Source organism: Actinokineospora iranica (assembly GCF_900101685.1).
Lineage (GTDB): Bacteria > Actinomycetota > Actinomycetes > Mycobacteriales > Pseudonocardiaceae > Actinokineospora > Actinokineospora iranica.
The window spans coordinates 144,550-170,390 of the sequence record NZ_FMZZ01000003.1 but is presented as its reverse complement, the minus strand read 5'-3'; the positions used below and the strand labels follow the sequence as shown (position 1 = coordinate 170,390).

21 protein-coding genes are annotated in these 25,841 nt (G+C 70.4%); 7 read left to right on the top strand and 14 right to left on the bottom strand.

Annotation, left to right across the window (positions count from 1 at the left end; all coding sequences use genetic code 11):
• Positions 1-421 precede the first annotated feature (421 nt).
• Together BLS56_RS08655 and BLS56_RS08650 are read right to left on the bottom strand one after the other, a co-directional pair.
• Positions 422-1,066, bottom strand: a complete 645-nt coding sequence (locus BLS56_RS08655) for a response regulator (RefSeq protein WP_091449450.1) — start codon at positions 1,064-1,066, stop codon at positions 422-424.
• Positions 1,056-2,189: a GAF domain-containing sensor histidine kinase gene (locus BLS56_RS08650; protein WP_091449449.1), complete on the bottom strand. Its 1,134-nt coding sequence runs from the start codon at positions 2,187-2,189 to the stop codon at positions 1,056-1,058. Before BLS56_RS08650 ends, BLS56_RS08655 begins: the two co-directional genes overlap by 11 nt.
• A gap of 146 nt (positions 2,190-2,335) precedes the next feature.
• Here BLS56_RS08650 and BLS56_RS08645 point away from each other — a divergent pair, with 146 nt between their 5' ends.
• The 3 genes from BLS56_RS08645 to BLS56_RS08635 all read left to right on the top strand — a co-directional run bounded on the left by BLS56_RS08645 (position 2,336) and on the right by BLS56_RS08635 (position 4,458).
• The gene (locus tag BLS56_RS08645; RefSeq protein WP_091449448.1) at positions 2,336-3,013 is read left to right on the top strand and encodes an SDR family NAD(P)-dependent oxidoreductase; all 678 of its coding nucleotides are present in this window, start codon (positions 2,336-2,338) and stop codon (positions 3,011-3,013) included.
• Positions 3,010-3,369, top strand: coding sequence for a VOC family protein (locus BLS56_RS08640; protein WP_091449447.1), 360 nt, complete (start codon positions 3,010-3,012; stop codon positions 3,367-3,369). Before BLS56_RS08645 ends, BLS56_RS08640 begins: the two co-directional genes overlap by 4 nt.
• A gap of 66 nt (positions 3,370-3,435) precedes the next feature.
• Positions 3,436-4,458, top strand: a complete 1,023-nt coding sequence (locus BLS56_RS08635; protein WP_091449446.1) for an S-adenosylmethionine:tRNA ribosyltransferase-isomerase — start codon at positions 3,436-3,438, stop codon at positions 4,456-4,458.
• Between the two features lie 116 nt (positions 4,459-4,574).
• On the opposite strand, the gene BLS56_RS08630 is transcribed toward BLS56_RS08635, so the two are convergent.
• The 10 genes from BLS56_RS08630 to BLS56_RS08585 form a co-directional block, all read right to left on the bottom strand.
• Positions 4,575-6,365, bottom strand: a complete 1,791-nt coding sequence (locus BLS56_RS08630) for an AMP-dependent synthetase/ligase (RefSeq protein ID WP_091449445.1) — start codon at positions 6,363-6,365, stop codon at positions 4,575-4,577.
• A gap of 90 nt (positions 6,366-6,455) precedes the next feature.
• Positions 6,456-9,035 (bottom strand): CHAT domain-containing protein, encoded by a 2,580-nt coding sequence (locus BLS56_RS08625; RefSeq protein WP_228771484.1) that lies wholly within the window; start codon positions 9,033-9,035, stop codon positions 6,456-6,458.
• Between the two features lie 87 nt (positions 9,036-9,122).
• Positions 9,123-10,835: a S8 family peptidase gene (locus tag BLS56_RS08620; protein ID WP_139190571.1), complete on the bottom strand. Its 1,713-nt coding sequence runs from the start codon at positions 10,833-10,835 to the stop codon at positions 9,123-9,125.
• Positions 10,836-11,648: 813 nt separating this feature from the next.
• Entirely contained in the window at positions 11,649-12,737 is a 1,089-nt protein-coding gene (gene mnmA, locus BLS56_RS08615; RefSeq protein ID WP_091449443.1) for a tRNA 2-thiouridine(34) synthase MnmA, read from the bottom strand.
• 4 nt (positions 12,738-12,741) lie between these two features.
• Positions 12,742-13,968 carry a cysteine desulfurase family protein gene (locus BLS56_RS08610; protein WP_091449442.1) on the bottom strand — a complete coding sequence of 409 codons (1,227 nt, stop codon included), beginning with the start codon at positions 13,966-13,968 and terminating at the stop codon, positions 12,742-12,744.
• Between the two features lie 49 nt (positions 13,969-14,017).
• Positions 14,018-15,388: an MFS transporter gene (locus BLS56_RS08605; RefSeq protein ID WP_091449441.1), complete on the bottom strand. Its 1,371-nt coding sequence runs from the start codon at positions 15,386-15,388 to the stop codon at positions 14,018-14,020.
• Between the two features lie 663 nt (positions 15,389-16,051).
• The gene (locus BLS56_RS08600) at positions 16,052-16,927 is read right to left on the bottom strand and encodes a lysophospholipid acyltransferase family protein (RefSeq protein WP_091449440.1); all 876 of its coding nucleotides are present in this window, start codon (positions 16,925-16,927) and stop codon (positions 16,052-16,054) included.
• Between the two features lie 2 nt (positions 16,928-16,929).
• A complete protein-coding gene (locus BLS56_RS08595; protein ID WP_091449439.1) occupies positions 16,930-17,694 on the bottom strand; it encodes a GNAT family N-acetyltransferase in 765 nt (254 codons plus the stop codon).
• A gap of 164 nt (positions 17,695-17,858) precedes the next feature.
• Positions 17,859-18,827 (bottom strand): electron transfer flavoprotein subunit alpha/FixB family protein, encoded by a 969-nt coding sequence (locus BLS56_RS08590; RefSeq protein ID WP_091449438.1) that lies wholly within the window; start codon positions 18,825-18,827, stop codon positions 17,859-17,861.
• Positions 18,828-18,852: 25 nt separating this feature from the next.
• A complete protein-coding gene (locus tag BLS56_RS08585; protein WP_091449437.1) occupies positions 18,853-19,638 on the bottom strand; it encodes an electron transfer flavoprotein subunit beta/FixA family protein in 786 nt (261 codons plus the stop codon).
• A 247-nt stretch (positions 19,639-19,885) separates the two neighbouring features.
• Here BLS56_RS08585 and BLS56_RS08580 point away from each other — a divergent pair, with 247 nt between their 5' ends.
• Positions 19,886-20,722, top strand: a complete 837-nt coding sequence (locus tag BLS56_RS08580) for a DegV family protein (protein ID WP_091449436.1) — start codon at positions 19,886-19,888, stop codon at positions 20,720-20,722.
• 113 nt (positions 20,723-20,835) lie between these two features.
• Here BLS56_RS08580 and BLS56_RS08575 read toward each other — a convergent pair whose 3' ends face one another.
• Both BLS56_RS08575 and BLS56_RS08570 read right to left on the bottom strand, forming a co-directional pair.
• On the bottom strand, positions 20,836-21,435 hold the full coding sequence (locus tag BLS56_RS08575; protein ID WP_091449435.1) for a DUF397 domain-containing protein: 600 nt from the start codon (positions 21,433-21,435) through the stop codon (positions 20,836-20,838).
• Positions 21,436-21,626: 191 nt separating this feature from the next.
• Positions 21,627-22,499 (bottom strand): helix-turn-helix domain-containing protein, encoded by an 873-nt coding sequence (locus BLS56_RS08570; protein ID WP_091449434.1) that lies wholly within the window; start codon positions 22,497-22,499, stop codon positions 21,627-21,629.
• A 122-nt stretch (positions 22,500-22,621) separates the two neighbouring features.
• On the opposite strand from BLS56_RS08570, the gene BLS56_RS08565 reads away from it, so the two are divergent.
• From BLS56_RS08565 to BLS56_RS08555, 3 genes are read left to right on the top strand one after another with little or no spacing between them, the layout of a single operon-like run.
• Positions 22,622-23,461, top strand: coding sequence for an SAM-dependent methyltransferase (locus tag BLS56_RS08565; RefSeq protein ID WP_091449433.1), 840 nt, complete (start codon positions 22,622-22,624; stop codon positions 23,459-23,461).
• 38 nt (positions 23,462-23,499) lie between these two features.
• On the top strand, positions 23,500-24,261 hold the full coding sequence (locus tag BLS56_RS08560; protein ID WP_194957321.1) for a class I SAM-dependent methyltransferase: 762 nt from the start codon (positions 23,500-23,502) through the stop codon (positions 24,259-24,261).
• 58 nt (positions 24,262-24,319) lie between these two features.
• Positions 24,320-25,840 carry a 1,4-alpha-glucan branching protein domain-containing protein gene (locus BLS56_RS08555; protein ID WP_091449432.1) on the top strand — a complete coding sequence of 507 codons (1,521 nt, stop codon included), beginning with the start codon at positions 24,320-24,322 and terminating at the stop codon, positions 25,838-25,840.
• Position 25,841 lies beyond the last annotated feature (1 nt).

Here is a 25,841-nt window from a genome sequence, read left to right as displayed (position 1 = left end):
GAACACACCGACTCAGCGACACGCCACCAAGCCGCCGCCACCACCGACGCGACCCACGCGGTCAGGTCAACTAGGCGATTCCCCGGCCACACCATCCCGCGCTCCCAGCGACCCGCCGTCAGCCCCCTGTGGCATCCAGCTTCCCGCCCACCTCCGCCATCCGCGGAGACACCGCCGATGCCGCAGCCGGATTCCCGCACCGCCGTCCCCTCGACGCTTCTTGCTTCCCCCCTCTCCATCCAGTTCAGACAGTCCACATCAGACAAATGGCACACATCTCACGATGCCCAGCGATCTTCACCAACACACAGACACCCACCACCCGACCGCGATACGCCGCACCAATGCCGTTCCACAAGGTCAGCCCCGCTCCGGCTCCCACCCCCGCCAAGCTGACTTATCGCCTGGGCGGGAAGAGTCGTCATTTTCCGACCAAGGACACCAACCCCATCCGCACCGCGTAAAGCGCCGCCTGCGTTCGGTCGTGCACACCGAGTTTGCTGAGGATCGCGCTCACGTGGGCTTTCACCGTCTTCTCCGACAGGGCAAGGCCTCGGGCGATTTCCCGGTTGGACCGACCATGGGCCAGCTCACCCAGCACTTCTCGTTCCCGCGCGGTGAGCGTGGTGCCACCCGGCCGAGCATCGCCCTCGGCGAGCAGGCGGGCGACGGACGGGTGAAGCAGCACATGACCGGCGTGCACTGACCTGATGGCCACGGCGAGGGCTTGCGGATCCACGTCTTTGTAGACGTAGCCCGCCGCGCCCGCGCGCACCGCGGGCACGATCGCAGCGGGCTCGGCGAAGCTCGTGATCACGAGCACTCGCGCGGGGTTCCCCAGTTCGCGCAGGCCCAGTAGCGCGTGCACGCCGTCCGTGCCCGGCATTCGCAGGTCGAGCAGCACGACATCGGGCCGCAACCGTTCGGCCTCGATGACGCAGGACTCTCCGTTCACCGCCTCCCCCACCACCGTGATGTCGTCCTGCAAGTCCAGGAATGTGCGGAGCCCTTGCCGCACGACGGGATGGTCGTCGACGACGAGCACCCGAATCTGTTCACTGGTCAACGGGCACCTCCAACCGGACCGTCGTCCCACCTGGACTGTGGGAGGTGACCTTGAGTTTTCCCCCTGCCGACCGCGCCCGTTCCCGCATGGACGACAGCCCCAACCGCCGAGACGCGTGTTCCTGTGTGGACAGGTCGAACCCGACGCCGTCGTCCCGCACTTCCAGCACGACACCGCCCGCCCGCATCACCAGATCGACCTCGATCCGACCCGCCGCCGAATGCCGTAACGCGTTGTGCAGCGCCTCCTGGCTGATCCTGTACACGGCTTCCTCTCGCGCCGCCGCCAACCGCGGGATCGGTCCGCCGCGGAACCGGACGACGGCGCCGTGCACCCGGTTCAGCACGTCGATCTGCTTGCCGAGCGCCACGTCCAACCCGTCGCCCGCCAGATCCGGCGGGCGAAGCCCGATCACCACCGAGCGGAGTTCGTCCGCGGCCTCGGCCGCGAGCCTGCGAACCGTGTCGAGTTCGCCGAGAGCACGCCCGGCGTCCCGTTCCACCAGCGCCGCGGCCGCCTCGGCGGTAAGCCGGAGGCTGAACAACTTCTGGGTGACCGAATCGTGCAGCTCGCGAGCGATCCGATGGCGTTCTTCGACAATGGTCAGCTCTCGCCCCCGCTCGTACAACCGAGCATTGACCAGGGCGATGGCCGCGTGGGCGGCCAACAGCTCCAGCAGTTCCTCGTCCTGCGCGGTGAACCCACCCGGCTTGATCTTGTTCGCCAGGAATATCTCACCCAGGATCTCTTCGCCATCGGAGATCGGCATTCCCAGGAAATCGGTAAGCACCGGGTGCGCGGCAGGCCACCAGTCGAACCGGGGATGTTCGCGAATGTCCGCCAGGCGAACCGGGCTCGGGTCGCTGAGCAGCACCCCGAGCAGGCCATGCTGACGAGGCAGTGGGCCGATGGCCGCCCACTGCTCGTCGGTAATCCCGTCGGCGAGGAACTCGGAGAAACCACCCTCGCTGTCCGGCACTCCCAATGCCGCGTAGCGGGCGCCCACGAGCCTGCGCGCGGAAGTCAGGATCGTCTGCAGGACATCGCGCACCGACAGGTGTGTGGCGACGGCCAACACCGCGGCGCTGACTTCACGCAGCTCGTTTCGTTCAATCCCGGTCACAACTCCCAAGGTACCCACGGTGACCGACAAAACCGGGGGTCCTAGGACCAAAGACGTAGATAAGTCCCGCCTCGGGTCCGATGGCGACGCCTCGGCTGAAACCTACTGTCGATCACATCGGAAACCTTGGACGAAAGGACAGCCCAGTGTCTGTCGCCATCATCACCGGAGCATCCCGCGGCCTCGGCCTCGCGCTGGCCACGGGTCTCGCGGAAGCCGGGTGGCAGCTTGTGCTCGACGCCCGTGGGGCGGAGGCGCTCGCCGCGGCCACCCAAGACCTGCCGGGCCAAGTGATCGCCATCCCCGGTGACCTGACCGATCCAGCCCACCGCGCGGAGGTCAGCGCCGCGGCGGAAAGTCTCGGCGGGCCCGACCTCCTGGTCAACAACGGCGGGGCGCTGGGGCCGAGTCCCCTTCCTCCGCTCGCCGAGCACCCGCTCGACGCTCTGCGGGCGGTGTTCGAGGTCAACGTCGTCGCCCTGCTCGGCCTGACCCAGCTCGCGCTGCCCCACCTACGGGCGCGGGCGGGGGCGGTCCTCAACATCACCTCCGACGCGGCGGTCGAGGCGTACCCGGGCTGGGGCGGCTACGGGGCCTCGAAGGCGGCGGTCGAGCAGCTCAGCAACGTGCTGGCTGTGGAAGAGCCAGAGGTCCGGGTGTGGTGGGCCGACCCTGGCGACCTGCGCACCCGAATGCACCAGGACGCCTTTCCCGGCGAAGACATCAGCGACCGTCCGCTGCCCGAGACGGTCGTCCCGGCCGTGCTGAAAGTGCTGGCGAACCGCCCGGAGTCCGGCAGGCTCCGGCTGCCGGAGCTGACATGAGCGGGCCGCGAGCGCTGTGGGTCCCGTTCGAGATCGACAACTTCGCGCAGACGCGGTCGTTCTATGTCGACCGTCTCGGGATGTCCGTTGTGGACGAGTGGTCTGTGGACGGTGAACACGGTGTCGTGCTTCGGGCGGCGGAGAACGCCTATGTCGAGCTGGTCGCGCCCGGCCTGCGCAGGCAAGCGCCGGTGGCGTTCGAGTTGGGGAGCCAGGCTGAGGTCGACGCCGCTTTCGCTCACGTCGGGGATGTCGAGGTGGTCCGGCCACCGGGGCGATACCCGCGCGGCCACTACGGCTTCGAGGTTCGCGATCCGGCGGGCGCGCACCTGATGCTCTGGCACGAACACGGCTGACTTCGGGACTTCAACCATTTCGGTGAATGACATTCGGCGGTTTTCCGACCGCCGCGAGGAGGGGACATGAGCACGCTGGAGTTCACACTGCCCGAGGAATTGGAGGCGCACGAGCCACCCGAGGCACGCGGGCTGCCACGCGACGGCGTCCGGCTTTTGGTCGGCGAGGGGAAGACGGTCACGCATGAACGGTTCACGAACCTGCCCGCGTTGTTGCGGGCCGGGGATGTGCTGGTTGTGAACACCTCGGCGACGCTGCCCGCCGCAGCCGGGGTCGTGGGTGGCGGGCTGACTGTCCACCTGTCGACGGAGGCGTCCGACGGCACCTGGCTCGTGGAGTTGCGGCAGGCCGGCGACAAGGCCACCGCGCCGTATCCGTTCGGTGTCGCAGGCGCGCGCTATGACCTCGTGGGTGGGGCGACGGTGACGCTCCTGAGCCGCTACTCCGACGACCGGCTGTGGGTGGCGGCTGTGGACCCGGGCGGGTTCGACTCGGTGAGCGGGTATTTGCACTGCTTCGGTTCGCCGATCCGCTACGGATACGTGCCGAAGTCATGGCCGTTGCGGTACTACCAAACCGTCTTCGGCACGGAGCCGGGCAGCGCCGAGATGCCCAGCGCGGCACGTCCGTTTACCGATCGGCTGGTTACCCGTCTGGTGTCGGCGGGGATCCAGTTCGCGCCGGTTCTCCTGCACACCGGTGTCGCGTCACCTGAGGCTCATGAACGTCCGTACCCGGAGCGGTTCCGCGTTTCCTCGACTACCGCGCGGCTGGTAAACCGGGCTCGCGCCGACGGTGGCCGAGTGGTCGCGGTCGGCACGACGGCGGTCCGGGCGCTGGAAAGCGCCGTGGGGGATGACGGCGACGTCCACGCGCGAGAAGGATGGACAGACCTCATCATCACGCCAGGCCGGGGAGTGCGCGCGGTCGACGGTCTGCTGACCGGCTTCCACGAGCCGCGCGCGTCCCATCTGGACATGCTCGCCGCGATCGCGGGCCAGGAGTTGCTGGACCGCTGCTACCGCGCGGCGATCGACCATGGCTACCTGTGGCACGAGTTCGGCGACGTGAATCTGCTGATCCCGTGAACACGCCCCTCAACCCGTCGAGCCAATCAGAAGTCGGAAGGTGAGCGATGTCATCCGCCGGGGTAGGGCTCATGGTGGTGATGGCGGGCGCGACCGCGCGCCCGCGGACATGGGTGTCAGGAGCCCAGGTTTATGGTCTCGGCGGTTGGCGAGTCGGCGTAGAGGTCGGCTATGTCGTGGGCGTACTTCTCCGCGATCGGTTTGCGGCGCAGCTTGAGCGTGGGGGTCAACTCGTCACCGCCTGGTTCCCAGAAGTCCGGGACGATGCGGAAGCGTTTGATCTGTTCTACCCGGGACAGTTTGGCGTTGCCCGCGCGGACCGCGTCGGAGATCAGTGCGCGCACCTGGTCGTGGGTGGCCACGGCGCTCGGCGAGGATTCGGGCAGTCCGTGTCGGGCGGCAAGGCCCGCGGCCGCGTCTTGGTCGAGGACCACGAGCGCGGACACGTATGGCCGGTCATCGCCGATGGCGACCACCTGGCCGATGAGGGAGCTGGACGCCTTGATGGCGTTCTCGATGTTGGTGGGCGACATGTTCTTCCCAGAGGAGCTGATAATCAGCTCTTTCTTCCGGTCCACGATCGTCACGAAGCCCTCGTCGTCAAGCACGCCGATGTCACCGGTGTGCACCCAGCCCTCGTCATCGATCGTCTCGGCGGTCTTCTCGGGATCGTTGCGGTAGCCGCGCATGACGGAGGCGGACCGGATGAGCAGTTCGCCGTCGTCGGCGAGCCTCACCTCCACGCCGTGCACCGCGGCGCCGACCGTGCCGGGCTTGACCTTGCCCGGTCGCCCGGACGTGCCGAGTCCTCCTGTTTCGGACATGCCCCAGATCTCATAGATGGGGATGCCGAGGCCCCAGAAGTATTCCAGGATCTCCACGGGAATCGCGGCCGCGCCGGAGGCCGGGATCTTCGCCTCGTCCAAGCCGAGCTTCTGGCGGAGTTTCGAGAGCACGACCTTGTCCGCCAAGCGGTGTCGGAGCGCCAACGCTCCGGGGATGGGCTTGCCCGCCAACTCCATTTTCGCTCGGCGGGCGCCCACCTCCATGGCCCACGCGACGATCTTCCGCTTGGGTCCGCTGGTCTCGGCGAGCGCGCTGTCGATGGCGAGTTTGAACTTCTGCCACACCCGGGGGACCGCGAAGAACAGGTGCGGGCGAGTGTCCGGCAACGCCGTGGCGAGTTGTCTCGGATCGGCGACCGAGGTGACCACGGTACCGAACACCATCGACATGTAGTGCGAGACCACGCGGTCCGCGATGTGGGCGGAGGGCAGGAACGACAAGACTCGGTCGTTGGGCGTCAGGTCGTAAGAGTCCTTGATCGCGTCGGTCACCGCCAGCAGGTTGGCGTGGGTCAACTCGACGCCCTTGGGTGGGCCGGTCGTGCCCGAGGTGTAGATGATCGTGGCGAGGTCGTCAGGCTCGACCGCGCGCCAGGCGGCGTCGAAATCGAACGCGTCGTCGCCGCCTGCCTCGAGTTCGGCGAGCGACGTCGTTCCCTCGGCGTCTCCGTCGACGCAGATCAATCGCGTGTCGGCGCCAGAGGCATACAGGATCGGCACAAACCGCGCTTCGGTGACGACGACCTTGTTGGCCGCGTTCGCGAACACATAGGACAGCTGCTCGGCGGCGCTGGTGTTGTAGACGGAGAACGGAACCGCGCCGAGGTGCAAGGCGGCGGTGTCGACAAGGTGGAACTCGGGGCGGTTGGTCAGCATGATCCCGACCGTGTCGCCGCGGCCGACGCCCAAGGCGGCGAGGCCCGCCGCGATCCGGCGAACCCGCCGGGAGTACTCGCGCCACGTCATCGAGACCGCGTCCCCCGGGGTCCGCAGCGCCACCAACTCCGGATTCTGCTTGGCGGTCGCCTGGTAGGCCGCGCACAGTGTGCGGTGCTCGCTCATCGGGCCACCCTCCGGTCGTGTGGTCTACAACACAGACCTGCGATCGTAAGTAGCCCGGTCACGCATTGTCTATGGCCGTCGTACCCGTTCCTATCCGGCGCCGAGGCAAATGAACGGTCGCCGGTATGGGTCGTCGGCCACCGATTCCGCCAGAGCGCGGGCCGGGGCGACTCCCGCGGCGAGGCGCTGGTGGTAGGCGACCATCGCGGTCGCGGCCGACTCGTCGCCGACGCGACTGGTGGCGGCGACGACGGTCCGCACGCCGCTGGCGAGCAGGGCGCCCGCGTAGCCGAGGGCTTCGTCGCCGGGGCGCACATAGTTCAGCGCCAACTCGCAGGCCGCGAGGACGACTTGGCGCGGGGGCTGCCGGAGGCGGGCCACCTCGTAGGCGAACAAGGGGCCGTCGGCCAGTTCGAGCCGGGAGAACAGGGCGTTGGTCGGCTCGTGTTCGCCGTGCGCGGCGAGATGGGCGAGTTCGGCGCCGTCGAGGGCCTTGAGCACCTCGGCGACGGTCGCCGCTTCCCCGCTGAACGCGACAGCGTCGGGATACACCGTGCTCAACATGCCTTCTTCCGCGACGAAGCCGGTGAGCAACGGGCCGCGCGCGAGAACCGTGCCGCCGGATGTGCTCTTTGCCGTGGCGGCGGAAAGCCACGCGGTCGCGGACGGGGCGACCACTACCGGTCTGCCGAGAAGCGACGGCAGGCTCCCCCACGGCACGGCGTAGAGCGCTCCCGTCGGGATGACGATCAGTTCCCGGTCGCCGATGAGGTCGAGCAGCGGACAGATCAACTGCTCGTCGAGTCCGCCCGCGCTCCGCGCGGCCGACGCCTTCACGACGTCGACGATCGGTGGGGGCAGCGTGTCCGGGGCAAGGGCGTCGAGGTCGGCGTGCAACCGCGCGGACCACTCGGCGGCGGCGGCCGAGGAGCCCAGGCGGACCATGCGCGTGCGTTCACCGGTCACGACCACGGCGACGACCTCGCCGTCGGACGTCGCGAACGACACCAGCGCGCGGTCGCCGAGCGCGTCGGTCACCTGGGTCAGCGCCGCCACCGGACGCGGACTGCCCCAGGGGCTGGCATACCAGCCTTGGCGCGACACTTCCCGTTCCAGCGCGGCGGTCTGCTTCTCCAACTTCACGGCGGACCGGCCCGCCAACCGGGCAGACTGCACGACCCGGCGGATGTGGCGCAGTTCCGCTGCCTTCTCCACGACCTCTTGGTCCTCGATGGCGGGCAGCGGCTCATAGCGGTAGACCTGCGCCCGGGTGCGTTCGAGCCACTCGAACAGGCGCCGCGCATCCGAGCGCGTGTCGCGGAGCACGAGTTTGACCGCGAGTTCGCCGAGTTCCTGGCCGTGCAGCGCGGTACCGCACACCAACTCCATGCCGCCCATGCGGTCCCGCACTTTGCCGAGTTCGTCGAGTCCGGCGCGGGCCTCGCCCAGCGCGGCGCGGGGCACGCCCCGGGAGACGGCGAGTTCGGCGCGGCACAGGCGCAGCAGCATCTTGTGGTCGATGGGCGTCGTCGGGCGCGGGCGGGGCACCTGGTCGAGCAGCACTTCGGCCGCGGCGGGGTCGCCGCGGCGCAGTTCGAGCCGGACGGCGAGCAGCAGGGCGAGAGCCGTCTCGTCTTCGAGCATGAGGGAGCGCAGCCGGTCGGCGAGCTTGACCGCGTTGTCGATCAGCGTCTGCCGCACGCGGCCGGTGCGCAACGCGGTGTGAGCCTGGGCGCGGACAGCGGTCAGCGCCGCGATGGCGGCCCACCGGGTGTTGCCGCGCTTGGTGAAGCTCGCCTCCGCGGACCGCGCTCGTCTGCGGGCCAGCGTGTCGTCGCCGTCGAGCAGGGCGGCCGCCGCCCTGGCCACCTCGGCTTCCGCGGCGTCCTGCCCGCCGCGTTGCTTGCGCAGCACGGGAAGCGCCTCGTCCAGGTTGCGGGCGGCCTCTTCGCCCAGGCCCGCGGCGAGCATCGCGCGGGCCTGGTCGAGCCGAACCACGGGCAGCAGGCCGGGCGCCTGCTCCTGGCAGATCCGGGCCGACTCCTCGTAGTGCCGCAGCGCCGTGGGCATGTCACCGGCCATGTACGCGACATAGCCGAGGTTGTGTCTGGCCTTGATCGAGATCGTCGGGTCCATCTCGTAGCGCTCGGCGAGGTCGATGCAGCGGTGGACTTCCTCGATCGCGGCCGCGGTCTGCGCCAGCCAGATGTAGGCGAGGCTGCGGTTGAGATGCAGGATCGCGAGGACGCTCGGGTCGCCGACGCCCGCGGCGAGATCGCGTTCGAGGGACTCGGCGGCCTTGTCGAGGGTCTGCAGCCCCTCTTCGGTGCGGCCGACCCGGATCAGCAGGAACCCCCGCTGCTCCCGGGACAGCTCGACCAGCTCCTTGCGCCGGGTTTCGTCGGCGACGCCCGGCACCAGCCGGTCGGCGGTGTCGAGCCTGCCAAGGCCGAGTTCGACCTGTCCCACTTCCGTGTCGGCGTAGGCGGCGGTCACCAGGACGCGCACCCGCAGCGGAATCAGTTCCTGATCGTCCGGCTCGGGCGCGGAATCGAGGGTGTCGAGAGCCTGCTCGAGCAGCGACCTCGCCTTCGCGAAGTCGTAGGCGTACACGGCGATCCGCGCCCGCCGATGAAGCCCGGTGGCCCGCCGCAGCACCCGCTCGTTCACTGCGGGCACCGCGCTGTGTCGGAACCACCGGCCATGGCAGTAGACATTACTGCCCAGTCACCGGACGCGGATCAACCGCGCTGGGGTTCAGGAGAACCAGCCCAACTCCTGCAAGTGGGCGTCGGTGATCGCGAGGGCGTCGTGTGCGCGGGCGCGGCGGTCTTCGACGGTGCGCGCGTCCGCGGCCGCGACGAGGTTCGTCGCGACCATGCCCGCGATCACCGGTGTCGCGAACGAGGTCCCTGCCCAGACCGCGAACCCGGTGGTGAGGTCGTCCGGGTCCGGCGTGCTCCTCGGCAGCTTCGGGCAGCCGTCGCCCTGGGTCGACAGGTCCGCGCCTTCCGGTCCTTCCCACAGGGGGACTGTGCTGACCACCGAGTTGCCCGGCGCCCAGCGGCGGACCCAGTCGCCCTCGTTGCTGAACGCGGCGACCGACTTGCCGGAGGCGTTGAGCGCGCCGACGGCGACGAGCAGCGGGTTCTCTGTGTTGGAGCCGTCGGGGTTGAGCACCAGGGCGGCGGGCACGAACGGGCGGGTCGTGGAGTCGTTGCCCGCGGCGGCCACCACGACGACGCCGAGGTCGGTCAGCTTGCGCACGGCCTCGGCGAGCAGCAGGCCCGTCTCGTAGTCGGTGTGCTCGGGGTAGAAGCCCAGAGACATCGAGACGACGTCGACCAGTTCCTCCGGCCGGTTGTCGTCCAGGGCGTCCTGCACGCGCTTGCGCAGCCACTCCAGCGCCAACAGCACGGAGGCGTCGGTCGTGATGCCGTCGGTGTGCAGGACGCGCAGCGACAACACCCGCGCGTCCGGGCAGTTTTGGAAGACCAGGCCGGTCACGAAGGTGCCGTGGCCGGAGTGGGAGTCGGTGATGCCCAGCAGTGGCTGGAGCACGTCCCGCTCGTCCAAAGGGGACGCCAAGGTGGGCATGACTCCGCCGGTGGCGTCGGTCATCGTGCCCTCGAGGTCCGCGAGCAGCGCCTGGAACTCGGTGGACACCTCGACCACCGGGTCGTCGGCGGGATCGCCCACCGACAGCCAGGGGTGCGGGCCGATCCCGGTGTCGAGCACGGCCACGACCGGGCGCCGCCCCGAGGGCAGGGTGGCGGGGTCGGCGGTGCGCTTGGGCTCGGGCACATACAGCCGAACCGGGTTGCGGGTGCCGGTGCCGAGGGCTCCGCCCCCGCTGCCGTGGCCGACCCCGCTGCCGAACGGCACGCCGCTCCCGAAGGGAACGCCGCTGCCGAACGGGACCCCGCTGCCGAACGGGACCCCGCTGCCGAACGGGACGCCGCTGCCGAAGGGGGCGCCTGCCATCTCGACCGACGCGGCGACCGCGATGTGCTCCAGGCCGATGCCCGCGAGGTCTTCCTCGGGGAACTTGCGGCGCAGATTCGCCAGCACCATCCACGGGTCGGGCGCCTGCTCGACGAGTTCGTCCCCGCCCAACCGCACCAGCACCGGGACCGCGAAGCCGTCGTCGAATGCGGTCAGGGCGTCCTGCCAGCGCCGGGTTTCGGGCAGGGTCACCACAAGTTCGACGCAGAGGGGTTCGAGCACTTCGTTGAAGCGGGCGATCAGGTCGCGGTCACGGGCGACGCGCAGCGGCATCAGCAGGGTGTCGGCACGGTAGACAGTCGGCTGCGGCCTCTGGTTCTTGCTGCCGGGCAGCGCTACCGTCGGGTCGAGTAGTCGCGCTCTGTGTCGCATCCCTACGTGCGCTGGGAGGTCGACCACCTCGGACAGACCAGCGGCTTGCCCGCTGTCGCTGCCGTTGGCCAGATAGTCGCCACTTGGGCTCATGGTCGCCATTGGATCCCCACCCCGGGAGTCGTCGGTCACGATCAGTGCGCATGTCCACGTCAACCTGCTCATCGGTAGTAGAGCAGCGCGACATGTACCAGATACGTCGATTCAGGAACAGCGTCCGTAACGCCGTTCTCGGGATTCTGCGACAGGTGACGGGGCGATCACAATTCGTCACTGGTCAATTCACCCACCCACCCAAACGGCCGTTGACCGGGCCTTCCCGCGAGATCATCATTGTCGCGACCACGGACAGGCCAGGCTTTGTCCCTGCTCGACCAGGAAATGAGAATCGCCCGAGAAGGGCAATTGATGATCTTCGGCGCTACCCCTCGCACTCGCGCGCTCGCACAATTGGCCCAACAGAGAGTGTGGGCAACCACCGAACAGGTGGTACCAATGCCAGCCTCCCGGGTGGAAAATAACTCACAGTGATCATCATCGGCGGCCAGTCAGGACTGAGCGGCAGTGGGCTCGATTCGCCGCCTTGTGAGTCGGAACACATCTAGGGTGTGATCCGACAGCCGAACTGAGGGAATCGAGGCGCAGTCTCGACGGGCGGAGGGGTGTTCATGATTCACAGAGCCGAGGTGTCCCACAACGACTGGCCCTGGCAGGAGCAGTCGGCCAGACGGCAGGCGTGACGCGCGGTCGCCTGAGTCCTCGCGCACCGCCGAAGCGAGGAGAGTCCGTGCGCGCTTATCCAGATCGCCGACCCGAGGTGCCAGCCGCCACTGACCTGCGCAATCGGCTGCGGGACCGGCCAGGTCTCTCGGTGGGCGAGCTGATGCTCGACCGGAGCGGTAAGAGCTACCGGGTCGCGGAGATCATGCCGCTGCCGAGCACCACGTCGCCCGCCGGATCGGGGCGGTAGAGGACGACCGCCTGGCCTGGGGCCACGCCGCGCAGGTCGCCCGTCGGGCGGACGAGAAGCTGGCCGTCCACAAGGGACGCCTGGGCGTCCGAGGTGCCGCCGTGGGCGCGGACTTGGGCGACGCAGTCGACGGTGCCCGCCAACGGCGTGCCGGAAGGCCAGATCGGACGGGACGCCACGATCTCGCTTACCGCGAGCCGGTCTGCCGAACCGACGCGAACGTTGCCGTTTACCGGTTCGAGGGAAAGCACGTAGCGCGGCTTGCCGTCGGGGGCGGGGGTGTCTATGCCGAGGCCGTGCCGCTGGCCCACGGTGAAGCCGTGGACGCCAGCGTGGACGCCGAGGACCGCGCCGGTCTCGTCGTCCACGAGGTGGCCGGGGCGGGCGCCGAGCTTGGCGGTGAGGAACTTGCGGGTGTCGCCGTCGGGGATGAAGCAGATGTCGTAGCTGTCCGGCTTCTCCGCGACCGCCAGGCCGCGTTCGGTGGCCTCGACCCGAACGTCGGCCTTGACCGAGTCGCCGAGGGGGAACATCGCGCGGGCGAGCTGGTCGGCGGTCAGTGACGCCAGCACGTAGGACTGGTCCTTGGCCAGGTCGGCGCTGCGGCGCAGCTCCGGCTTCCCGTCGACCAGAGCGAGACGGGCGTAGTGGCCGGTGCAGACCGCGTCGAAGCCGAGAGCGATCGCCTTGTCCAGCAGGGCCTCGAACTTGATCCGCTCGTTGCACTTGAGACACGGGTTCGGCGTGCGGCCCGCGGCGTACTCGGCGACGAAGTCCTCGACGACGTCCTCGGTGAACCGCTCGGCGAAGTCCCACACATAGAACGGGATGTTGAGCAGGTCGGCGACCCTGCGGGCGTCGTGCGCGTCCTCGACCGTGCAGCAGCCGCGCGAGCCGGTGCGCAGCGTGCCCGGTTTCGCCGACAGCGCCAAGTGGACGCCGACGACATCGTGCCCGGCCTCGACCGCCCGCGCGGCGGCCACCGCCGAGTCGACCCCGCCGCTCATCGCGGCCAGCACCCGCATGTCCTCACACCTCCGCAGCCGCCGGGGACGTGCCCCGCCGCAGTCCTGCCAGTCCGGCGTTGCGCGCGCGTTCCACGACCGGTCCGATGGCCTCGGCGAGCGCGCGCACGTCCGCGGCCGTCGAGGTGTGCCCGAGGGAGAAACGCAGCGAGCCGCGGGCGGGCGCGGGCTCGATGCCCATGGCCAGCAGCACGTGGCTGGGCTGGGCGACGCCCGCCGTGCACGCCGAGCCGGTGGAGCACTCGATGCCCTTGGCGTCGAGCAGCATCAGCAGGCTGTCGCCTTCGCAGCCGGGGAAGGTGAAGTGCGCGTTGCCGGGCAGCCGGGAGGGGGCGCCGTCCACCAGCGACTCGCCGGGGTCGCCGTTGAGCACCGCCTCCGGCAGCACCGCGCGGACCGCGCGGACCAGGTCGTCGCGCAGCGCCGCCAGCCGGGCCGCGCGCTCCTCCCGCTGCTCGGTGGCCACGCGCACGGCGGCGGCCATCGCCACGATCCCCGGCACGTCGAGGGTGCCGGAGCGCACGTCGCGCTCCTGCCCGCCGCCGTGCGAGACCGGGGTGCAGGCGACGTCGCGGCTCAGCAGCAGCGCGCCGACCCCGTACGGGCCGCCGACCTTGTGGCCGGACAGCGTGAGCGCGCTCGCGCCGGACGCGCCGAAGTGCACCGGCAGAGCTCCGACGGCTTGCACCGCGTCGGTGTGGAACGGGATGCCGTGCTTGGCGCAGGTGCCCGCGAGTTCGCGGACCGGGTTGACGGTGCCGACCTCGTTGTTTGCCCACATGACGCTGACCAGCGCCACGTCGTCGGGGTTCTCGGCGATGGCGGCGCGGAGGGTGTCCTCGTGGACGCGGCCGAAGTCGTCCACCTCGAGCAGGGTGAGCCGGGCCCCGTGGTGCTCGGCGAGCCAGTGGGCGGCGTCGAGGACCGCGTGGTGCTCGGTCTCCGAGACCAAGAGCCGAACGCGGGCCGGGTCCTCGGCGCGGCGCGCCCAGTAGATGCCCTTGACTGCCAGGTTGTCGCTTTCCGTGCCGCCGGAGGTGAAGATCACCTCGGAGGGGCGGGCGCCGAGCGCGTCGGCGATGGACTCGCGGGCCTCCTCGACGGCGCGCCGGGCCCGGCGTCCGGAGGAATGCAGCGAAGAGGCGTTGCCGTACGTGGACAACGCCCCGGTGAGGGCAGCGACCGCCTCCGGCAGGATCGGGGTGGTGGCCGCGTGGTCGAGATAGGTCATCGCACTTCCAGAGTAGACCGAGCCGGGACGTGAGCCGTAACGGCCCGGCTCACACCCGTTCGTCGGTGGACCGGCGGAACACCAGCGCGCCCGCCAGCGCCACCGCGGCCATCACCAGGTCGATGGGCACCAGCGCCGCGGTCGGCGCCGCCGCGGACGCCAGCCCGGCGAGCAGCACGCCCGCGAAGCCGACCAGCGCCGCGGAGAAGATCATGTCCGCGACCTGCAGCGCGGACGAGGTGAATCCGCGCTCGTGCTCCGCGGAGCGCGCCAGCGCGAGCACGCTGATCGCCGGGAAGCTCATCCCCATGCCCGCGCCGCAGACCACCCACAGCGCCGCCGCCAGCCACGGCGGCCCCCAGGGCGCCGCGACGAGCGGCATGAGGGCGAGCCCGGCGGCGAGGATCACGAAACCGCGGCGGATCAACGTCGTGCGTTGGATTTCCGGCCGTCTGCCCTGCCACGCGGAGGCAAGCGACCAGCCGAGAGCGCCGACAGTGAGCGGCAACCCCGCGAGCGCGGGCGAGAACCCGTGCACCGAGGTCAGGGTCAGCGGCACGAACGCCTCCACGCCGAAGAACGCCCCCGCGAACAGCCCTCGCGCCAACACGACGCGCGGCAGGCCGGGTCTGGCACGGAGCGTGCCCGCGGGCAGCAGGGTCCGCAGCGCGGGCACGAGCACCGCCACCCCGGCGAGCCCGAGCCACAGCGTCGACAGCGACGGGTGCTGCGCGGCCCAACTGACCGCCGGGATGCCCACTCCGGCGGCGACGGCGGCAAGCGGGACGCCTTTGCGCCGCGGGGACGCGCTGTCCCGGGTGGGCTTGGGCAGCCCGCGCAGCGCCGGGACGAGCAGCGCCACACCGAGCACCGCCAAGGGCACCAGACCGAGAAACACCCAGCGCCAACCGAACCGCTCGGTGACCAGTCCAGCCGCCGTAGGCCCCACGATCGACGGCACCACCCACGCCGCGGCGAGCAAGCCGAACGCGGCAGGCCGGCTGCGCTCGGGATAGACCAGCGCGACCAGCACGTAGACGGCGACAACCTCGGCGCCCAGCCCCACCCCCTGCAACGCTCGCGCCGCGAGCAGGGCAGTCATCCCACTCGCGGTCCCCGCGGCGACCAGCCCCGCCAGGAACACCGCGGGCGCGACCAACAGCACAGCGGCGGGCCCGAACCGATCACACATCCGCCCACCAAGAACCGTGGCGACGACACTGGCGGACAGAAAAGCGGTGAACGGCCACGAGTACAGATCGCCACCGTCAAGGTCGGCGAGCATGCTCGGCATGGCGGTGGACACACCGAGATGCTCGAAGGCCCCGATGGTGATCAGCAGCAGGATGCCGATGGTGGTCGACCGGTTCTCCGCGCTCCAGAGGGGTTTTCCGGGGGATTCCACTTCGGGGAGGCTCACCGGGCAATCCTGCTATCTCAACCGGGGTAGAGGTCTAGTCCTTTCCCACGAAGGCCGCCGAATGGCGCAGAAGCCCAACGCGCCCGCTGCCTGCTTCAGCGGGGTGGGCTGGCGGGCGTGGGGCACCAAGGTGTGCCTCGCGTTTGCCACCCAGGCCTGCCACCCGGCCAGGCACCCAAGTTCGCCCGGTGCCCGATGGGAGCCGGGCGGCACACCCTCCCCCTGCCAACCAGGCCCGGTCCTGCCAGGTGCCAGATGGTGGAGCAAGCAGCAAACCCGAGCATCTGCCAGGCCGAACCGAGGCCCGCCCAGTGTTCGATGGGGTGGAGTGGTTTCTTTAGGGGTGAAGGAAGATCCCTGAACTCGCCGTGGTCGTGGGGCCGAAGGCTCCCCACCCGCCTTTCCCACGACGGGATCTTCCTTCGTAGGGGCCCTGAAGAAACCACTCCACCCCATCGAGCAGACCACCCCAACCCAGCCACCCACGACCAAGCCCCGCGCGCGACGGCAAACCCCACCCTCCCCGGGGGGCCGCCCCGCTCCAGTCTATCGGCGTTGGGGCGTGGTGGAAGGGGCCCGGAAAATCTGTGGACAACTTCGGCCAATGTGGATGGAGGCCGACGTGGTCTCGGGCTATCGCGGCATAATCCGGGCGACCCAGGATTACGCGGCGGTCTCCGAGTGGCGGGCAGGGCGGATGCGCCTGCGCTGCTGCGCGGGGACGGTCACCCGGCCGAGGGCGGAGTTGACCGCGGCTTCGACGAGGGCGGCGAGTTCGCGGCGGTCGGCGGCGCGGCCGGGGGCGACCTCGTCGAGGACGTGGACTTCCAGGGTGAGGCCGCGCAGGCGGGCGACGCGGCGGATGGAGTCCAGGATCGTCTCGTCGCCGATGAAGGCGGGGGCGGTGGTTTCGCGGCCGTCCGCTGTGCGGAAGCGCAGGGCGACCGGGCGCACCGGGACGCCGCCGTCGATGGCGGCCTGGAAGACGGCGTGCCGGAAGCGGCCACCGCCTTGCCCGCACCAGGTGGTGCCTTCCGGGCACACGTAGACCAGTGAGCCGGAGCGCAGGACGTCGGCGAGATGGCCCATGGTGCCCGGGAGGGAGCGCAGGCTTTCCCGGTCCAGGAACACCGTGCCCGCGGCGGCGACGACACGGCCGAGGACCGGCCAGGAGCGGATGTCCTTCTTGGCGAGCGCGCGCATGGGGCGCACGGCGTTGACCGCGGCGATGTCGAGCCAGGACACGTGGTTGGTGGCGACCAGCGCGCCGCGGCCGTGGCTCGCGCGCAGGCCGTCGCCGCCGGTCACCGCCAGGCGGACGCCGAAGGCGCGCAGCAGGGAGTGGAAGACGCCCTTGGCGAGCAGTTCCCGGCCGGTGCTCCCGATGAGGGGCATGACCGGCACGGACAGCGCGCTCACCAGGAGCACGCCGAGCGCGCCCGCGAGCCGGGCCGAGGCGCGCAGGCGGCCGACGGTGGGCTCGTCGCCGGTGAGGCAGGTCGGGCCGCACGGCGAGGTGGGCATCCAGTCGTGCGCCATCGCTATTCCCCCAGGAAGAACTTCAGGTAGCGCTGGTCCACATCGGCCAGCCCCAGCAGCACGAAGAAGTCGGCGACGCCGAAGTCGGCGTCGAGGGCGGGCGGGCCGCACACCTTGGCGCCCAGGCGCAGGTATCCCTTGAGCAGCGGCGGCAGCACGGTCCGGTTGGGCGCCGCGGTGGACTCGGTGTCCCACGGGGTCAGCGGCCGGACGCGGTGCTCGTCGCCGGTGTAGTGCTTGGCGCGCACGGTCTGCCACACGCCCGCGGCCAGGGCGCCGCCGTCGTCGAGCGGCACGGACGCGCAGCCCGCCAGCCAGTCGTGGCCGGACAGCAGCATGTACCGGGCGATGCCCGCCCACACGAGGCTGACCACGGCGCCGGTGCGGTGGTCGGGGTGCACACAGGACCGTCCGGTCTCGACCAGCGCGCCGCGGATGCCCGCGAGGGCGGCGAGGTCGAACTCGGTGTCGGAGTAGAGCGAGCCCGCCGCCGCGGCGCGGTCGGGCGGCAGCATCCGGTAGGTGCCGACGATTTCGCCGGTCGAGTCGTCGCGGACCACGAGGTGGTCGCAGAACGAGTCGAAGCGGTCGATGTCCAGTCCGGGTGTCGTGGTCGCCAGGGTGGCGCCCATTTCCTCCGCGAACACCCGGTAACGCAGTCTCTGCGCTGCCTCGACCTCGGCGCCGTCGTGCGCGACGAGCAGCGAGTAGTGGGAAGTGTCTGTTCCCGGCTTAGCCGTGCTGACCAGCAACTGGGCCTGCGTCATACGTCAGGTTTACGGGCCGGTCGGCGACCTGCACGTGCCCATTCCCGTGACGGGTCGGTGGAGAATCAGTGAATTGCGGGTTCCGCCGCTTTCGACGTGCCCGGGAACGCGAAAAGGGGCGGCTCCCCGCGGGGAACCGCCCCTTTTCCGCTGTCTGGCTGTGATCAGCCCTTGCGCTTGCCGACCTCTTCGGTGAGCTGCGGGGCCACGGCGAACAGGTCGCCGACGACGCCGAAGTCGGCGATCTCGAAGATCGGCGCCTCGGGGTCCTTGTTGACCGCGACGATCGTCTTCGAGGTCTGCATACCCGCGCGGTGCTGGATCGCGCCGGAGATGCCGAGCGCGACGTAGAGCTGCGGGGAGACCGTCTTACCGGTCTGGCCGACCTGGAACTGGGCCGGGTAGTAGCCCGAGTCGACCGCGGCGCGGGAGGCGCCGACGGCAGCGCCGAGCGCGTCCGCGAGCTTCTCCACGACCTCGAACTTCTCCGCGGAGCCGACGCCGCGGCCGCCGGAGACGACGATCGAGGCCTCGGTCAGCTCGGGGCGGTCGCCGCCGACGATGGGCTCCTGGCCGGTGATCTTGGTGGCCTTGGCCGCGTCGGCCGCGGGGACCTCCACGATCTCCTCGGCCGCCGCGCCCTGGGCCTCGACCGCGTCGACGCCGCCGGGGCGGATCGTCACGATCGGGGTGCCCTTGGTGACCTTGGACTTCACGGTGAACGCGCCACCGAAGATGCCCTGCACGCCGACGACCTCACCGCCGGTGGACTCCACGCCGACCGCCTCGATGAGGATGCCGGAGCCGGTGCGCACGGCGAGCCTGCCCGCGACCTCCTTGCCCTCGGCGGTCGCGGCGACGAGCACCGCCGCGGGGGACTTGGCCGCCACGAGCGAGGCGAGCACGTCCACCTTGGGGGTGACCAGGTAAGCGGCCACGTCGTCGGACTCGGCGACGTAGACCTTGGCGGCGCCGTAGGACGCCAGGGATTCCTTCACCTTCGCGGCGGTGCCGGGAGCGGCGACCACGACGGCCGCGGGCTCGCCGATCTCGCGGGCCGCGGTCAGCAGCTCGAAGGTGACCTTCTTGACCTCGCCGCCGATTTCGTCGACGAGGACCAGGACCTCGGACACTGTTCTTCCTCCTTCGCTGCTGGTCTCAGATGAGCTTTTCGCCGACGAGGTAAGCGGCGATCTTGCTGCCGCCGTCACCCGCGTCCTCGACCCGCTGGCCCGCCGCGCGCGGCGGCTTCGGGGTGGCTTCGAGGACGGCGGAGCTCGCGCTGGCCAAGCCCACCTCGCTCGCGTCGATGCCCAGGTCGGCGACGGTGAGAGTGTCGACCGGCTTCTTCTTGGCCGCCATGATCCCCTTGAACGAGGGGTAGCGCGGCTCGTTGATCTTCTCGCCGACGCTGATCACCGCGGGGAGGTTCGCCTGCAGGTGGGTGAGACCGGCGTCGGTCTCGCGTTCCACCGTGATGGCGCCGCCGTCGATGGTGACCTTGCGGGCGTGGGTGAGCTGCGGGTAGCCCAGCACCTCGGCCAGCATGGCCGGGATCGTGCCGCCGCGGCCGTCGGTGGCCTCGTTGCCCGCGATGACCAGGTCGACGCTGTCGACCTTGCCGATCGCGGCGGCGAGGACCTTGGTGGTCTGCAGCAGGCAGGCGCCGTGCAGAGCCGGGTCGGAGACGTGGATCGCCTTGTCCGCGCCCATGGAGAGGGCCTTGCGGATGGCCTCGGTGGCACGGTCGGGGCCGACGCTGAGCACGGTGACCTCGCCGCCCTGCGCCTCCTTGATCAACAGCGCTTCCTCGACGGCGCGCTCGTTGATCTCGTCGAGCACCGCGTCAGCGGACTCGCGATCCAGCGTGTGGTCGGAGTCGGAGAGCTTGCGCTCCGAGTAGGTGTCTGGCACCTGCTTGACCAGGACAACGATGTTTGGCATGGGTCTTCTTCGACCTCCTGGGAACGAGCACCGTGTTCGCCGCCGACGGCAGCCCAGCGCGACTACATTTTCGTGCGGTTCGGCTGACCATGCCATGTCGATCGGCCGGTTGGCACGGTGGCCTTTGCCACCGAGATGTTACTCGTGAGTAGTGATTGCGCAAACCCGGGGTCCCACCTGGGGGGCCGTGACGGTTCTCACCAGTTTGCCGGATCGATACCCCCTGTTCGGGTTATGGTCCCCTCCTATGAGGGTCGCCGTCGTCACCGATTCCGCATCCTGCCTGCCCGCCGACCTGGCCAAGCAGTGGGAGATCACCGTCATCCCGATGCAGATCCGGATCGGTGGACGCCTCGACGACGAGGTCAGAGTGCCCAGACAGGACCTGCTCGCCGCGCTGCGAGCCGAGAAGCCGGTCTCCACCGAGCCGCCCGATCCCGCCGCGTTCTACTGGGCATACCAGGACGCGGCGGCGAGCGGGGCGGACGCGGTGGTGTCCGCGCACGTCTCCTCGCTCCAGTCGAAGACCTTCGAGCACGCGCGCGCGGGCGCAGAGCAGGCACGCATCCCGGTCCGGGTGGTGGACTCGGCCACCTTCGGCATGAGCCTGGGCTACGCGGTCGCGGGCGCGGCGCGGGTGGCCAGCGCGGGCGGCGGCCCGGCGCGGGTGCTCGACGCCCTGCACCGCAGGCTCGACGGCAGTTCCGCACTGATCTATGTGGAGACCCTGGAGTACCTGCGCCGCGGCGGGCGCATCGGCACGGCGGCCTCGCTGATCGGCACCGCCCTCTCGCTCAAGCCGCTGCTCACTGTCGCCCATGGCCAGATCGCGCCGCTGGACCGGGTGCTGGGCGCGGCCCGGGGCCTGCGCAAGCTGGTCGACACCGCCGTCAGCCGCGCCGACGGCCGGTCCGTCGACATCGCCGTCGAGCACGTGGGCGTGCCGGAGCAGGCACGGGCCGTGCTGGACGCGCTGGCCCCGCGCATCCCCGGTTTCCGCGGCGGCGTCATCACCGAGGCGGGGTCCGCCGTGGCCGTCCACCTTGGCCCCGGAACGGTGAGCGTGACGATCTCGCCTGCGTGAGCACGACGAAGGCCGCCCCTCCACACGGGAAGAGGCGGCCTTCGCGCGGTGACGACCGGCGGCGACCGACCGGGCGCGGTGGGTCGGTCGCGATCAGGCGAACCGGCGCTGACTCAGGCGCTCGCGGGCAGCCACTTCGCCCGGCCCGGCGCGGTGGGCACCCAGCAGCCGTTCGCGGAGGTCTCCGGGCGGAACTGGTGGAGCGCGTCGGGGGTGCGGTCGTCTGGCAGGTCGATCATCTGGCGCAGGACGTCGGTGGCCCACCCGGTGCGCTGCCAGAGCACGAACTCCGGGTTGAGCACGTCGGCGGCGTCGCCGGGCAGCCGGGAGGCGATGACCTCGTTCTCGGCGTGCAGGCGGACGACGTCGATCACGTTGTGGTGCGCGCGGACGCCGACGACGGCGGTGATCTCGCCGTTGGCGTCGCGCGGGTGCAGGAACTCGAAGCCGCGGGCGACCAGCCTGCGCAGGTAGGTCTCCGCGGTGGGGATCCGGACCACGCCGCCGGTGACGGCGCGGGTGAAGGAGACGATCACGGGCCCGGAGAACACCAGGGCGGGCCCTTGGATGTTCTTGGAGTCGCGGATGGCCGTGCGGCCGCCCGCGACCGGGCTCACCTCGACACAGTTGCCGACCGCTCCGCTGCGGCTGCCCTTGCGCCAGCGCGCCCCGGGCACCGCAGCGGCGGAAACTCCGTTGTGGATCTCGGTCACCTCTGGACCCTCGCCTTCCCGACTCCTGTCCGCAGTGCAGATGCACGTGCATTTGGTGGTGATGACGGTAACACGTTCGGATGGTCCGGCAAATGCACGTGCATCCGATCGTGTCGCTCGATCGGGTACATGAATGTGCTTCCGGATACAACAAGTTCACCGCAGGTGAGCGAGTCACCCGGCAGGGCGGTCTAGATCTCCGCGCGCCGCTTGCTCAGCAGCTGGCGGGACCGGCTCGGGGTCTCCGCGTCGACGGTCAGCCGGTCGACGACCCGGCTGTAGCTTTCGATCTCATCGGTACGGTCGAGGTAGAGCGCGCCGCCGAGGTGTTCGATGTAGACCAGGTCGGGCAGCTCCTGCTCGGTGAAGCGGAGCATGGTGAACGAACCCTCGGCCGCGTAGCCGCTCAGCGCGTACGGCACGACCTGCAGGGTGATGTTGGGCAGGCGGGTCAGCTCCAGCAGGTGCTCGATCTGCTCGCGCAGCACCCGAGGACCCCCGATGGGCCGGTGCAGCACCGACTCGTCGATCACCGCCCACAGCTTCGGCGCGTCCAGCCGGTGCAGCACCTTCTGCCGGGACATGCGCAGCGCGACCCGGCGCTCGGTCTCCTCGCTGACCAGCTCCGGCCTGCCGTGGTTGGCGATGATCCGGGCGTACTCCTCGGTCTGCATCAACCCGGGGACGAACTGCAACTCGTAGGTCTGGATGCGCGCCGCGGACTCCTCCAGACCGACGAAGTCCTGGAACCAGTAGGGCATCAGGTCGTTGTAGCGGTGCCACCAGCCGGGCTCGTTGGACTGCTTCACCATCGCGAGGAACTGCTCACGCTCGACCTCGTCGGTGACCCCGTACATCGTCAGCAGGTCGGCGACGTCGCGCTCCTTGAAGCCGACCCGGCCCAGCTCCATGCGGCTGATCTTGGACTCGGAGCCGCGGATGGCGTAGCCCGCGTCCGCGCGGGAGATCTCGGAGCGCTCGCGCAGCCTGCGCAACTGCGAGCCGAGAACGATCCTGCGCGCGGTGGGCCCACCGGTCCCGCCGTCACCACGGCCCTCGGCCACGACCCGTCCTCCCAGTGTTTCCGCGTCGAACCCACCGTGGCGTGAACCTTGCGGGCACCCCTAAAGTGACCATACTCCTTGACTGCACAACGTCCATGATCCACGGCGCTCTGTGAGGAATGATGTCGACCTCCGGTCCCCCAGCGACCGACCACGACGCACCTATCTATATCGACACTTCCAGAGCGAGTATCGCAAGAGTTTACGACGCGTTTCTCAACGGCAAAGACAACTATGAGATTGATCGCGAGGTGGTGCGCCGCGTCCGGCAGGTCGCGCCCGAGGCGGCCCAGCTCGCGTTCGACAACCGCGACTTCCTGATCAGGGCGACCAGGTTCATCGCGCAGCAGACCGGCATCCGCCAGTATCTCGACCTCGGGTCGGGCTTGCCGACCGCGGAGAACACCCACCAGGTAGCGCAGCGAATCCGTCCTGACTCGACCGTGGTCTACGTCGACAACGACCCGGTAGTCCTCGCGCACGGTCGCGCGTTGCTGGAGGAGAACGACCAGACGCACTTCGTCGCGGGAGACATCTTCGAGCCGGAGCGGATCCTCGAGAACGAGACCGTGCGCAGGCACCTGGACTTCAGCGAGCCGATCGCGCTGTTCCAGATGGGCACCATCCACCACTACGACGGCGAACGCGAGCCCGCCGACATCATGGCGGCCTACATCGACGCGCTTCCCTCCGGCTCGATCGTGGGTGTCAGCCATTTCTTCGACCCGGAGACCACCGAGCACAGCGCGCTGGCCCGGCGGTTGGAGGAAGTGTTCCTGCACAGCCCGATGGGCACCGGCCTGTTCCGCACCGGTCCGCGGATCCAGGCCATGTTCCCCGGCCTGGAGATGATCGAGCCGGGGGTGACGCTGTGCGCGCGGTGGTGGCCGGACGGCCCGCGGCTGCGGCCGCTGGACCAGGTCCAGTACTGCATCGTCGGCGGACTCGGCCGCAAACCCTGACCCGTACTGATCGGTAGCGCATCGGCTACGGTGCCCCGGTGCCCACCGACACGACTCCCCAGCCCGACCAGCTGCCGCTCACCGGTGAGCGGACGGTGCCGGGCATCGCCGAGGAGAACTACTGGTTCCGCCGCCATGAGGCGGCCTACCTCGACCTCGCCGGGCACTGCGCGGACGCCGTGGTGCTGGAAGCGGGCTGCGGCGAGGGCTACGGCGCCGACCTGCTCGCCGCGCGGGCCGATCTCGTCATCGGGCTGGACTACGACGAGGTGACCGCGGCCCACGTGGCCAAGGCGTACCCGTCGGTGCGCACGGTGCGCGGCAATCTCGCCGGGCTGCCGGTGCGCACGGGATCGGTGGACGTGGTGGCGAACCTCCAGGTCATCGAGCACCTGTGGGACCAGGAGGGCTTCCTGGCCGAGTGCCACCGGGTGCTGCGCCCGGGTGGGCTGCTGCTGGTCACCACGCCCAACCGGATCACGTTCTCACCCGGCCGGGACACCCCGCTCAACCCGTTCCACACCCGCGAACTCGCCGCGGACGAGCTCGACGGACTGCTGCGGGACGCGGGGTTCGCCGTCGAGTTCCTCGGCGGGCTGCGGCACGGGCCCCGGCTGCGGGCGCTGGACGCCGAGCTCGGCGGGTCGATCATCGACGCGCAGGTTGCGGTCGCGGTGTCCGGCGAGCCGTGGTCCGCGGCGCTGTTGGCCGCGGTCACCTCGGTGACCGCCGCCGACTTCGAGATCACCGCGGACGACGTGGCCGCCAGCCTCGACCTCGTCGCGGTCGCGCGCGCATGAGCGAGTCATTGACGCAGTGCGCCGCGAGGTACACCACCGAACCAGTGAGGTGGTGGGCATGACCGAGCCGATCGGCGGGTTCGCGCTCGTCCTGCACAGCCACCTGCCGTGGCTGCCCCACCACGGCACCTGGCCGGTGGGCGAAGAGTGGCTTTACCAGGCGTGGGCCAACTCTTACCTGCCTGTCGTGGACCTCTTGCGCCGCTTCGGCGAAGAGGGCAAGCGAGACGTGCTTACCCTCGGCATCACCCCCGTGCTTGCCGCGCAACTGGACGACCCGTACTCGCTGCGCGGTATGCACGACTGGCTGGGCAACTGGAACCTGCGCGCGCAGTACGCCGCCGTGCGCTGGCGCGGCGACGACCCGCTGCTGCGCGAGGTGGCCGCCGCGGAGTACCGGGCATCGCACGCGGCGCTGACCGAGTTCGAGACACGGTGGCGGCACGGCTTCTCCCCGGTGCTGCGGCCGCTGGTGGACGACGGCGTGGTCGAGCTGATCGGCGGGCCCGCCACGCATCCGTTCCAGCCGCTGCTGGACGAGCGCGTGCGCGCGTTCGCGCTGCGGGAGGGCCTGTCGGACACCGCGCGGCGGATCGGGCGGGCGCCCGCGGGCATCTGGGCCCCGGAGTGCGGGTACGCGCCGGGGATGGAGGCCGGGTACGCGGCGGCGGGCGTGGCGCGGTTCCTGGTCGACGGCCCCGCCCTGCACGGCGAGACCGCGTTCGCGCGGACCGTGGGCGACTCGGACGTCGTGTGCTTCGGCCGCGACCTGGAGGTCACTTACCGCGTCTGGTCTCCCAAGGCGGGTTACCCGGGAGACCCCGCTTACCGGGACTTCCATACCTATGACCACCCGTCGGGTCTTAAACCGTCTCGCGTTACCGGGCGGCAGGTAGCACCGGAGGACAAGCGGCCGTACGAACCCGCCTTGGCGGCCGACGCCGTGCGTCGGCACGCGGAGGACTTCGTGGACACCGTGGCCCGCCGGTTGCGCGACCTGCGCGAGCGGCACGGCCGCCCCGGGCTGGTGGTCTCGGCGTACGACACCGAACTGTACGGGCACTGGTGGCACGAGGGCCCGGCGTGGCTGGAGGCCGTGCTGCGCGCGCTGCCCGATGCGGGCGTGCGGGTCACCACCCTGCGCGGCGCCCTCGACGCGGGCTACCTCGGCGGCCGGGTCGACCTGCCGGTGTCGTCGTGGGGCTCGGGCAAGGACTGGCGGGTGTGGGACGGCGAGCAGGTGTCCGACCTGGTGGACGCGGGCGCGGCGCTGCAGCGCGACCTGCTGGACCTGATCGACCACCAACCTGCCCGCGTCGGCCGGGATCTCGTGCTCGACCAGGTGGCGCGCGAGGCGCTGCTGGCGCTGTCCAGCGACTGGGCTTTCATGGTCACCAAGGACTCGGCCGCCGACTACGCCCGCAGGCGCGCGAAGACCCACGGCGAGCGGTACGCCGAACTCGCCTCGCTTGTCCGCGCCGGGGCCCGCGACCGCGCGTCCGCGCGGGCCGCCGAACTGGTCCGCGAAGACGGCCTGTTCGGCGGACTCGATGCGCGCGGGCTGCGTACCGGCGAGTAGG

Bases quoted from the DNA above. Each gene is read 5' to 3' on its own strand.
- BLS56_RS08620 (WP_139190571.1), bottom strand. From the start codon at position 10,835: ATGAGCCCAAGTGGCGACTATCTGGCCAACGGCAGCGACAGCGGGCAA.
- mnmA (WP_091449443.1), bottom strand. From the start codon at position 12,737: ATGCGGGTGCTGGCCGCGATGAGCGGCGGGGTCGACTCGGCGGTGGCC.
- BLS56_RS08565 (WP_091449433.1), top strand. From the start codon at position 22,622: ATGTCGACCTCCGGTCCCCCAGCGACCGACCACGACGCACCTATCTAT.
- BLS56_RS08555 (WP_091449432.1), top strand. From the start codon at position 24,320: ATGACCGAGCCGATCGGCGGGTTCGCGCTCGTCCTGCACAGCCACCTG.
- BLS56_RS08600 (WP_091449440.1), bottom strand. From the start codon at position 16,927: ATGGCGCACGACTGGATGCCCACCTCGCCGTGCGGCCCGACCTGCCTC.
- BLS56_RS08580 (WP_091449436.1), top strand. From the start codon at position 19,886: ATGAGGGTCGCCGTCGTCACCGATTCCGCATCCTGCCTGCCCGCCGAC.
- BLS56_RS08635 (WP_091449446.1), top strand. From the start codon at position 3,436: ATGAGCACGCTGGAGTTCACACTGCCCGAGGAATTGGAGGCGCACGAG.
- BLS56_RS08585 (WP_091449437.1), bottom strand. From the start codon at position 19,638: ATGCCAAACATCGTTGTCCTGGTCAAGCAGGTGCCAGACACCTACTCG.
- BLS56_RS08595 (WP_091449439.1), bottom strand. From the start codon at position 17,694: ATGACGCAGGCCCAGTTGCTGGTCAGCACGGCTAAGCCGGGAACAGAC.
- BLS56_RS08610 (WP_091449442.1), bottom strand. From the start codon at position 13,968: ATGACCTATCTCGACCACGCGGCCACCACCCCGATCCTGCCGGAGGCG.
- BLS56_RS08630 (WP_091449445.1), bottom strand. From the start codon at position 6,365: ATGAGCGAGCACCGCACACTGTGCGCGGCCTACCAGGCGACCGCCAAG.
- BLS56_RS08640 (WP_091449447.1), top strand. From the start codon at position 3,010: ATGAGCGGGCCGCGAGCGCTGTGGGTCCCGTTCGAGATCGACAACTTC.